Source organism: Mycoplasmopsis cynos, assembly GCF_900660545.1.
Taxonomy (GTDB): Bacteria; Bacillota_I; Bacilli_A; order Mycoplasmatales; family Metamycoplasmataceae; genus Mycoplasmopsis; species Mycoplasmopsis cynos.
Map to the genome: position 1 here is coordinate 1 of NZ_LR214980.1, position 11,852 is coordinate 11,852.

Consider the following 11,852-nt stretch of genomic DNA (forward strand, 5'->3'; position numbering starts at 1 on the left):
TTTAGATATAGAATCTTGATCATTAGTACTATTAGTTCCTAAAATTATCAAACTTTCTTTATTATTTTCATTCTGAATTTTATTAACCTTATCGCGTTCTTTTTCTCAATTGTAACCTGTTATTTTAGCTCAATAAGTAGAATACCTTTTATTATATTTATCCTTCCTTTGAAAAATTTCATCTTTAAGTTTTTGAAACCCTTCTTCATTAAAAAAAGAAAAATGATTATTTATACCAAGAATCTCAAAGTTCTTTGATTGCTGAGGATCAGACCAATAGACTTTTATATTTTTTATAAAACATAGGTATTAAATATTGATTTCACCTAGTTACTTTTGAATTAATAATAGGGTTTTTTCACTTTTTTGATTTTGGGTTTTGATTTTCTCTAATAAATTTATTATCTTTATAATAGTTATCAATAACATATTGCCCTAGTAAATTAGAATCTTCAATTCCAAAAATTTGAACATTATCAAATTTAGAAAGTCTTGAAAGTTTGTTTGCATTAGCAACAAAATGATCTGAATTTGTTCAAATTCCAATTTTTTTATCAGGATTATTTTTTACAAATTCTAAAGCCTTATCAAAAAAAGTGGATTCATCTTTATAATCACTAGTTCATGAATACCAGAGTTTTTTAAAATAGATAGATCATTAACTTTTCTATTATTTTTAGAAAATGCTCAAATTCACTAACATTTAAGTCTTTATGAAAACTTATTAATTTATTAGATCTATAAAATGCACTTCTTTTTTTGAAAGCATAGACATTCTGATTAGGTTGTAAAAAGTTTGTACTCCATATGATGAAAATATAAATTAATATCAGATTCATCTTGAATATCTAAAATATTAGTTTTGTTTAAATTTTTGTATTCTGTCAATACATTCTCATGGCTTTCATTAATTTGGTTTATTGTTTTTTTATAGTGAATGTAATAATAAATTGAACTAGTTAGCAAACTAGATATAATGCTAGCTAACATAAAATAACCCACTATTTTTTTAAATTTGCCTTTCATATATATAATATTTTAAACTAATTTAACTAATAAAATTTTTTAATTTTTGTTTTTATTACATTTAGAAATTTAGTAAATAATTTTTGTAAAAAAAATAAAATTATTTCTTTGATATTTTTTATATGTGTTATAATAATCTTGCGCTTTTAAGATATAAAAGCAATGAAAGTTCTTTGAAAACTAGATACACACAAAACATGACAGTCAATTTTTTCGAGAGTTTGATCCTGGCTCAGGATGAACGCTGGCTGTGTGCCTAATACATGCATGTCGAGCGGAGTTCTTTTAGGACTTAGCGGCGAATGGGTGAGTAACACGTACTTAACATGCCTCTTAGATTGGGACAACGATGAGAAATTATCGCTAATACCGGATACTTATATAGTTTGCATAAACTATATATAAAAGGAGCTTTACAGCTTCACTAAGAATTGGGGTGCGGAACATTAGCTAGTTGGTAGGGTAAAGGCCTACCAAGGCGATGATGTTTAGCGGGTTGAGAGACTGAACCGCCACACTGGGACTGAGATACGGCCCAGACTCCTACGGGAGCAGCAGTAGGGAATTTTCCACAATGGGCGAAAGTCTGATGGAGCGACACAGCGTGCAGGATGAAGGCCTTCGGGTTGTAAACTGCTGTTATAAGGAAGAAAAAACAATAGAGGAAATGCTATTGTCTTGACGGTACCTTGTCAGAAAGCAACGGCTAACTATGTGCCAGCAGCCGCGGTAATACATAGGTTGCAAGCGTTATCCGGAATTATTGGGCGTAAAGCGTCTGTAGGTTGTATGTTAAGTCTGGCGTGAAAACTTGGGGCTCAACCCAAATTGCGTTGGATACTGGCATACTAGAATTGTGTAGAGGTTAGCGGAATTCCTAGTGAAGCGGTGAAATGCGTAGATATTAGGAAGAACATCAACATGGCGAAGGCAGCTAACTGGGCACATATTGACACTGAGAGACGAAAGCGTGGGGAGCAAACAGGATTAGATACCCTGGTAGTCCACGCTGTAAACGATGATGATTAGCTGATAGTAGAACTATCGGCGCAGCTAACGCATTAAATCATCCGCCTGAGTATATGCTCGCAAGAGTGAAACTTAAAGGAATTGACGGGGATCCGCACAAGCGGTGGAGCATGTGGTTTAATTTGAAGATACGCGTAGAACCTTACCCACTCTTGACATCTTCTGCAAAGCTATAGAGATATAGTGGAGGCTAACAGAATGACAGATGGTGCATGGTTGTCGTCAGCTCGTGTCGTGAGATGTTCGGTTAAGTCCTGCAACGAGCGCAACCCTTGTCCTTAGTTAAATTTTTAAGGAGACTGCCGAGTAATTGGGAGGAAGGTGGGGACGACGTCAATCATCATGCCTCTTACGAGTGGGGCAACACACGTGCTACAATGGACGGTACAAAGAGAAGCAAAATGGTGACATCAAGCAAATCTCAAAAAACCGTTCTCAGTTCGGATTGTAGTCTGCAACTCGACTACATGAAGTCGGAATCGCTAGTAATCGTAGATCAGCTACGCTACGGTGAATACGTTCTCGGGTCTTGTACACACCGCCCGTCACACCATGGGAGCTGGTAATGCCCGAAGTCGGTTTTGTTAACTACGGAGACAACTGCCTAAGGCAGGACCGGTGACTGGGGTGAAGTCGTAACAAGGTATCCCTACGAGAACGTGGGGATGGATTACCTCCTTTCTACGGAGTACAAGTTACAATTCATTTTAGTAACATAAAACTGTTTTATATTATCAATATTATAAGTTGTGTTATGTATCTAGTTTTGAGAGAACTTTTTTCTCTCATGTTCTTTGAAACTGAATAGTAAAGATAAATTAATATAACAACGACATCAAAAAAATAAATTAGTCAATTTGTTTTGTGATACCGAGTTAATTATTTTGAAAAAAATAATTTATTAAAATGTCTTTGAATACATCAAAACAATAGGAAAATATTGTACTTTTAAATAAGTAAGAGTTTGTGGTGGATGCCTTGGGTCTGAAAGTCGATGAAGGACGTGATTACCTGCGATAAGCCTCGTGGAGCTGGATATAAGCTGCGATACGGGGATTTCCGAATGGGGAACCTAGTTAGAGCATAAATCTAACTGCATTAAGATGAATAAATAGTCTTAATAGCGAGACACGTTGTGAACTGAAACATCTTAGTAGCAACAGGAAAAGAAAATAAATAATGATTCCATTAGTAGCGGCGAGCGAAATTGGAAGAGCCCAAACCAACTATATGTTGGGGTTGTAGGACTATCTACATAAAGTTACAAATTTTTGATATAGCAGAAAAAGTTGGGAAGCTTTAGCATAGAAGGTGATACTCCTGTATGCGAAATATCAAAAACTTTTGATAGTATCCTGAGTAGGCGGGGCACGTGAAACCCTGTCTGAATCTGCCAGGACCATCTGGTAAGGCTAAATACTAATCAGACACCGATAGTGAACTAGTACCGTGAGGGAAAGGTGAAAAGAACCCCGGGAGGGGAGTGAAATAGAATCTGAAACCACTTACTTACAATTAGTCAGAGGCCGTTAATGGCTGATGGCGTACATCTTGCAGTATGGACCGGCGAGTTATGTTAACATGCGAGGTTAAGTAGAAAAAGCGGAGCCGTAGAGAAATCGAGTCTTAATAGGGCGCTTAGTATGTTGATATATACCCGAAACCATGTGATCTATTCATGAGCAGGCTGAAGCTTGGATAACACCAAGTGGAGGGCCGAACCGTAGTACGCTGAAAAGTGCCCGGATGACTTGTGAATAGTGGAGAAATTCCAATCGAACTTGGAGATAGCTGGTTCTCCTCGAAATAGCTTTAGGGCTAGCGTGTGATGTTAAACTTTGGTGGTAGAGCACTGAATATGGAATGGCCGCGCCTAGCGGTACTGACTATAATCAAACTCCGAATACCATTGTGTATTATCATGCAGTCGGAACCGGGGTGCTAACGTCCCGGCTCGCGAGGGCAACAACCCAGATCGTCGGCTAAGGTCCCAAAATTATGTTAAGTCAGAAAGGTTGTGAGATTTCTTAAACAACTAGGAGGTTGGCTTAGAAGCAGCCACCCTTTAAAGAGTGCGTAATAGCTCACTAGTCAAGAGATCTTGCGCCAATAATGTAACGGGAGTAAAACATAATACCGAAGCCACGGGTACGCAAGTACGTTAGAGGAGCGTTCTTAATGCGGCGAAGCAAGACCGTGAGGACTTGTGGAGCGTTAAGAAGTGAGAATGCCGGTATGAGTAACGATTCGTGGTGAGAATCCACGACGCCTATTGGGAAAGGTTTCCTGGGAAGGTTCGTCCACCCAGGGTTAGTCAGGGCCTAAGGAGAGGCTGAAAAGCGTATCCGATGGATAACAGGTTAATATTCCTGTACTACCTTATTATAGTGATGGAGTGACGGAGAAGGATAACACTACCTATTAATGGATTTAGGGGTAAATAACAACTGGTGAATATAGTTAAATGCGTATTCTATAACCGGGAGTTATGATGCATAGAACTTAGGTTTGAATGTGTGATTTCATGCTTCCAAGAAAAGCTTCTAAACGTCTAAATTTTAAGGTACCTGTACCGAGAACGGACACACGTTCCCAAGATGAGTATTCTAAGGCGAGCGAGAAAACCAATGTTAAGGAACTCTGCAAATTAACCCCGTAAGTTCGCGAAAAGGGGTGCCAACTTTATGTTGGCCACAGTAAATTGTGAGGGGCAACTGTTTATCAAAAACACAGCTCTCTGCTAAACCGCAAGGTGATGTATAGGGGGTGAAGCCTGCCCAGTGCCCGAAGGTTAAGTGGATGCGTTAGCAATAGCGAAGCGTTGAAATGAAGCCCGGGTGAACGGCGGCCGTAACTATAACGGTCCTAAGGTAGCGAAATTCCTTGTCGGCTAAATACTGACCTGCACGAAAGGCGCAATGATCTCTCAACTGTCTCAACATTGGACTCGGTGAAATTATGGTCCCAGTGAAAACGCTGGGTACCCGCATCAAGACGAAAAGACCCCATGGAGCTTTACTACAACTTCGTATTGGAACTTGGCCTAACATGTGTAGGATAGGTGGGAGACTATGATATCAAGGCGCTAGCCTTGAAGGAGTCAACCTTGAAATACCACCCTTGGTATGTTGAGTTTCTAACCTGCCGCCGTTATCCGGCGGGGAGACAGTGCGTGGTGGGTAGTTTGACTGGGGCGGTCGCCTCCTAAAAGGTAACGGAGGCGTTCAAAGGTACACTCAATACGGTCAGAAACCGTATGTAGAGCGCAAAGGTAGAAGTGTGCTTGACTGCGAGACCTACAAGTCGAGCAGGTGCGAAAGCAGGACTTAGTGATCCGGCTGTACGTCATGGAACGGCAGTCGCTCAACGGATAAAAGTTACCCTGGGGATAACAGGCTTATCTTGCCCAAGAGATCACATCGACGGCAAGGTTTGGCACCTCGATGTCGGCTCATCGCATCCTGGAGCTGGAGTCGGTTCCAAGGGTTTGGCTGTTCGCCAATTAAAGCGGTACGCGAGCTGGGTTCAGAACGTCGTGAGACAGTTCGGTCCCTATCTGATGTGGGCGTTGGAATATTGATGAGAGCTGCTCTTAGTACGAGAGGACCGGAGTGGACGTACCGCTGGTGTTCCAGTTGTTCTGCCAAGAGCATAGCTGGGTAGCTAAGTACGGAAGGGATAACCGCTGAAAGCATCTAAGTGGGAAGCCTCCTTAAAGATAAGTATTCCCTTGAAATTCCTTGTAGACTACGAGGTTGATAGGATGGAAGTGTAAGTGTAGTAATACATTCAGCTGACCATTACTAATAAATTGATAGGTTTAAAAGAAATGTATTCAAGACATTTTAATAGATTATGAATTACTATTCAGTTTTCAAAGGACATACTCCCTTGTGGAGTTTTTTTTTTTTTTTTTTTTACATAACCCAAATAAAATAATTTTTATATTTAGTTCTTTCGAAAGATATAAAAATTTAATAGTGGTATGAAATGAATATAAATTTTCATTTTTAATATATTTTCAGTGAAGCATCTAATATTGAAATGTAAATTCCATTTTCTATAATTTAAAGAAATATTTTTAATTTATTCTAAAAAAAATCAAAGAAAAATAATGAACATATTTAGTTTTATAATATGATATATATATTCATATATTATAAACTTAGAATATGTTCATTATTTTTCTTTGATTTTTTGTTAGAATAAACATTAAAAATATTTCTTTAAATTATAGAAAATGGAATTTACATTTCAATATTAGATGCTTTCACTGAAAATATATTAAAAATGAAAATTTATATTCATTTCATACCACTATTAAATTTTTATATCTTTCGAAAGAACTAAATATAAAAATTATTTTATTTGGGTTATGTAAAAAAAAAAAAAAAAAAAAACTCCACAAGGGAGTATGTCCTTTGAAAACTGAATAGTAATTCATAATCTATTAAAATGTCTTGAATACATTTCTTTTAAACCTATCAATTTATTAGTAATGGTCAGCTGAATGTATTACTACACTTACACTTCCATCCTATCAACCTCGTAGTCTACAAGGAATTTCAAGGGAATACTTATCTTTAAGGAGGCTTCCCACTTAGATGCTTTCAGCGGTTATCCCTTCCGTACTTAGCTACCCCAGCTATGCTCTTGGCAGAACAACTGGAACACCAGCGGTACGTCCACTCCGGTCCTCTCGTACTAAGAGCAGCTCTCATCAATATTCCAACGCCCACATCAGATAGGGACCGAACTGTCTCACGACGTTCTGAACCCAGCTCGCGTACCGCTTTAATTGGCGAACAGCCAAACCCTTGGAACCGACTCCAGCTCCAGGATGCGATGAGCCGACATCGAGGTGCCAAACCTTGCCGTCGATGTGATCTCTTGGGCAAGATAAGCCTGTTATCCCCAGGGTAACTTTTATCCGTTGAGCGACTGCCGTTCCATGACGTACAGCCGGATCACTAAGTCCTGCTTTCGCACCTGCTCGACTTGTAGGTCTCGCAGTCAAGCACACTTCTACCTTTGCGCTCTACATACGGTTTCTGACCGTATTGAGTGTACCTTTGAACGCCTCCGTTACCTTTTAGGAGGCGACCGCCCCAGTCAAACTACCCACCACGCACTGTCTCCCCGCCGGATAACGGCGGCAGGTTAGAAACTCAACATACCAAGGGTGGTATTTCAAGGTTGACTCCTTCAAGGCTAGCGCCTTGATATCATAGTCTCCCACCTATCCTACACATGTTAGGCCAAGTTCCAATACGAAGTTGTAGTAAAGCTCCATGGGGTCTTTTCGTCTTGATGCGGGTACCCAGCGTTTTCACTGGGACCATAATTTCACCGAGTCCAATGTTGAGACAGTTGAGAGATCATTGCGCCTTTCGTGCAGGTCAGTATTTAGCCGACAAGGAATTTCGCTACCTTAGGACCGTTATAGTTACGGCCGCCGTTCACCCGGGCTTCATTTCAACGCTTCGCTATTGCTAACGCATCCACTTAACCTTCGGGCACTGGGCAGGCTTCACCCCCTATACATCACCTTGCGGTTTAGCAGAGAGCTGTGTTTTTGATAAACAGTTGCCCCTCACAATTTACTGTGGCCAACATAAAGTTGGCACCCCTTTTCGCGAACTTACGGGGTTAATTTGCAGAGTTCCTTAACATTGGTTTTCTCGCTCGCCTTAGAATACTCATCTTGGGAACGTGTGTCCGTTCTCGGTACAGGTACCTTAAAATTTAGACGTTTAGAAGCTTTTCTTGGAAGCATGAAATCACACAATTCAAACCTAAGTTCTATGCATCATAACTCCCGGTTATAGAATACGCATTTAACTATATTCACCAGTTGTTATTTACCCCTAAATCCATTAATAGGTAGTGTTATCCTTCTCCGTCACTCCATCACTATAATAAGGTAGTACAGGAATATTAACCTGTTATCCATCGGATACGCTTTTCAGCCTCTCCTTAGGCCCTGACTAACCCTGGGTGGACGAACCTTCCCCAGGAAACCTTTCCCAATAGGCGTCGTGGATTCTCACCACGAATCGTTACTCATACCGGCATTCTCACTTCTTAACGCTCCACAAGTCCTCACGGTCTTGCTTCGCCGCATTAAGAACGCTCCTCTAACGTACTTGCGTACCCGTGGCTTCGGTATTATGTTTTACTCCCGTTACATTATTGGCGCAAGATCTCTTGACTAGTGAGCTATTACGCACTCTTTAAAGGGTGGCTGCTTCTAAGCCAACCTCCTAGTTGTTTAAGAAATCTCACAACCTTTCTGACTTAACATAATTTTGGGACCTTAGCCGACGATCTGGGTTGTTGCCCTCGCGAGCCGGGACGTTAGCACCCCGGTTCCGACTGCATGATAATACACAATGGTATTCGGAGTTTGATTATAGTCAGTACCGCTAGGCGCGGCCATTCCATATTCAGTGCTCTACCACCAAAGTTTAACATCACACGCTAGCCCTAAAGCTATTTCGAGGAGAACCAGCTATCTCCAAGTTCGATTGGAATTTCTCCACTATTCACAAGTCATCCGGGCACTTTTCAGCGTACTACGGTTCGGCCCTCCACTTGGTGTTATCCAAGCTTCAGCCTGCTCATGAATAGATCACATGGTTTCGGGTATATATCAACATACTAAGCGCCCTATTAAGACTCGATTTCTCTACGGCTCCGCTTTTTTCTACTTAACCTCGCATGTTAACATAACTCGCCGGTCCATACTGCAAGATGTACGCCATCAGCCATTAACGGCCTCTGACTAATTGTAAGTAAGTGGTTTCAGATTCTATTTCACTCCCCTCCCGGGGTTCTTTTCACCTTTCCCTCACGGTACTAGTTCACTATCGGTGTCTGATTAGTATTTAGCCTTACCAGATGGTCCTGGCAGATTCAGACAGGGTTTCACGTGCCCCGCCCTACTCAGGATACTATCAAAAGTTTTTGATATTTCGCATACAGGAGTATCACCTTCTATGCTAAAGCTTCCCAACTTTTTCTGCTATATCAAAAATTTGTAACTTTATGTAGATAGTCCTACAACCCCAACATATAGTTGGTTTGGGCTCTTCCAATTTCGCTCGCCGCTACTAATGGAATCATTATTTATTTTCTTTTCCTGTTGCTACTAAGATGTTTCAGTTCACAACGTGTCTCGCTATTAAGACTATTTATTCATCTTAATGCAGTTAGATTTATGCTCTAACTAGGTTCCCCCATTCGGAAATCCCCGTATCGCAGCTTATATCCAGCTCCACGAGGCTTATCGCAGGTAATCACGTCCTTCATCGACTTTCAGACCCAAGGCATCCACCACAAACTCTTACTTATTTAAAAGTACAATATTTTCCTATTGTTTTGATGTATTCAAAGACATTTTAATAAATTATTTTTTTCAAAATAATTAACTCGGTATCACAAAACAAATTGACTAATTTATTTTTTTGATGTCGTTGTTATATTAATTTATCTTTACTATTCAGTTTTCAAAGAACATGAGAGAAAAAAAGTTCTCTCAAACTAGATACATAAACACAACATTATAATATTGATAATATAAAACAGTTTTATGTTACTAAAATGAATTGTAACTTGTACTCCGTAGAAAGGAGGTAATCCATCCCCACGTTCTCGTAGGGATACCTTGTTACGACTTCACCCCAGTCACCGGTCCTGCCTTAGGCAGTTGTCTCCGTAGTTAACAAAACCGACTTCGGGCATTACCAGCTCCCATGGTGTGACGGGCGGTGTGTACAAGACCCGAGAACGTATTCACCGTAGCGTAGCTGATCTACGATTACTAGCGATTCCGACTTCATGTAGTCGAGTTGCAGACTACAATCCGAACTGAGAACGGTTTTTTGAGATTTGCTTGATGTCACCATTTTGCTTCTCTTTGTACCGTCCATTGTAGCACGTGTGTTGCCCCACTCGTAAGAGGCATGATGATTTGACGTCGTCCCCACCTTCCTCCCAATTACTCGGGCAGTCTCCTTAAAAATTTAACTAAGGACAAGGGTTGCGCTCGTTGCAGGACTTAACCGAACATCTCACGACACGAGCTGACGACAACCATGCACCATCTGTCATTCTGTTAGCCTCCACTATATCTCTATAGCTTTGCAGAAGATGTCAAGAGTGGGTAAGGTTCTACGCGTATCTTCAAATTAAACCACATGCTCCACCGCTTGTGCGGATCCCCGTCAATTCCTTTAAGTTTCACTCTTGCGAGCATACTACTCAGGCGGATGATTTAATGCGTTAGCTGCGCCGATAGTTCTACTATCAGCTAATCATCATCGTTTACAGCGTGGACTACCAGGGTATCTAATCCTGTTTGCTCCCCACGCTTTCGTCTCTCAGTGTCAATATGTGCCCAGTTAGCTGCCTTCGCCATGTTGATGTTCTTCCTAATATCTACGCATTTCACCGCTTCACTAGGAATTCCGCTAACCTCTACACAATTCTAGTATGCCAGTATCCAACGCAATTTGGGTTGAGCCCCAAGTTTTCACGCCAGACTTAACATACAACCTACAGACGCTTTACGCCCAATAATTCCGGATAACGCTTGCAACCTATGTATTACCGCGGCTGCTGGCACATAGTTAGCCGTTGCTTTCTGACAAGGTACCGTCAAGACAATAGCATTTCCTCTATTGTTTTTTCTTCCCTTATAACAGCAGTTTACAACCCGAAGGCCTTCATCCTGCACGCTGTGTCGCTCCATCAGACTTTCGCCCATTTGTGGAAAATTCCCTACTGCTGCCTCCCGTAGGAGTCTGGGCCGTATCTCAGTCCCAGTGTGGCGGTTCAGTCTCTCAACCCCGCTAAACATCATCGCCTTGGTAGGCCTTTACCCTACCAACTAGCTAATGTTCCGCACCCCAATCTCTTAGTGAAGCTGTAAAGCTCCTTTTATATATAGTTTATGCAAACTATATAAGTATCCGGTATTAGCGATAATTTCTCATCGTTGTCCCAATCTAAGAGGCATGTTAAGTACGTGGTTACTCACCCATTCGCCGCTAAGTCCTAAAAGAACTCCGCTCGACATGCATGTATTAGGCACACAGCCAGCGTTCATCCTGAGCCAGGATCAAACTCTCGAAAAAATTGACTGTCATGTTTTGTGTGTATCTAGTTTTCAAAGAACTTCATTTGCTTTATATCTTAAAAGCGCAAGATTATTATAACACATATAAAAAATATCAAAGAAATAATTTTATTTTTTTTACAAAAATTATTTACTAAATTCTAAATGTAATAAAAACAAAAATTTAAAAAAATTTTTATTAGTTAAATTAGTTTAAAATATTATATATATGAAAGGCAAATTTTAAAAAATAGTGGGTTATTTTATGTTAGCTAGCATTATATCTAGTTTGCTAACTAGTTCAATTTATTATTACATTCACTATAAAAAAACAATAAACCAAATTAATGAAAGCCATGAGAATGTATTGACAGAATACAAAAATTTAAACAAAACTAATATTTTTAGATATTCAAGATGAATCTGATATTAATTTATATTTTTCATCATATGGAGTACAAACTTTTTACAACCTAATCAGAATGTCTATGCTTTCAAAAAAAGAAGTGCATTTTTATAGATCTAATAAATTAATAAGTTTTCATAAAGACTTAAATGTTAGTGAATTTGAGCATTTTCTAAAAAATAATAGAAAAGTTAATGATCTATCTATTTTAAAAAACTCTGGTATTCATGAACTAGGTGATTATAAAGATGAATCCTTTTTTTGATAAGGCTT

2 protein-coding genes and 4 rRNA genes are annotated in these 11,852 nt (G+C 39.8%); 3 read left to right on the top strand and 3 right to left on the bottom strand.

The window, feature by feature from the left end; translation table 4 throughout:
• Nucleotides 1–780 precede the first annotated feature (780 nt).
• A complete protein-coding gene (locus EXC48_RS04805) occupies nucleotides 781–1,026 on the bottom strand; it encodes a hypothetical protein (protein ID WP_223216285.1) in 246 nt (81 codons plus the stop codon).
• Nucleotides 1,027–1,235: 209 nt separating this feature from the next.
• Here EXC48_RS04805 and EXC48_RS00175 point away from each other — a divergent pair.
• A 16S ribosomal RNA gene (locus tag EXC48_RS00175) occupies nucleotides 1,236–2,736 on the top strand.
• Nucleotides 2,737–3,001: 265 nt separating this feature from the next.
• Nucleotides 3,002–5,883 (top strand): 23S ribosomal RNA (locus tag EXC48_RS00180).
• Nucleotides 5,884–6,526: 643 nt separating this feature from the next.
• Here EXC48_RS00180 and EXC48_RS00185 read toward each other — a convergent pair.
• Both EXC48_RS00185 and EXC48_RS00190 read right to left on the bottom strand, forming a co-directional pair.
• Nucleotides 6,527–9,414 (bottom strand): 23S ribosomal RNA (locus EXC48_RS00185).
• A 268-nt stretch (nucleotides 9,415–9,682) separates the two neighbouring features.
• Nucleotides 9,683–11,192: ribosomal RNA gene (locus EXC48_RS00190) — 16S ribosomal RNA — on the bottom strand.
• Between the two features lie 463 nt (nucleotides 11,193–11,655).
• Here EXC48_RS00190 and EXC48_RS04810 point away from each other — a divergent pair.
• Nucleotides 11,656–11,847 carry a hypothetical protein gene (locus EXC48_RS04810; RefSeq protein ID WP_223216286.1) on the top strand — a complete coding sequence of 64 codons (192 nt, stop codon included), beginning with the start codon at nucleotides 11,656–11,658 and terminating at the stop codon, nucleotides 11,845–11,847.
• Nucleotides 11,848–11,852 lie beyond the last annotated feature (5 nt).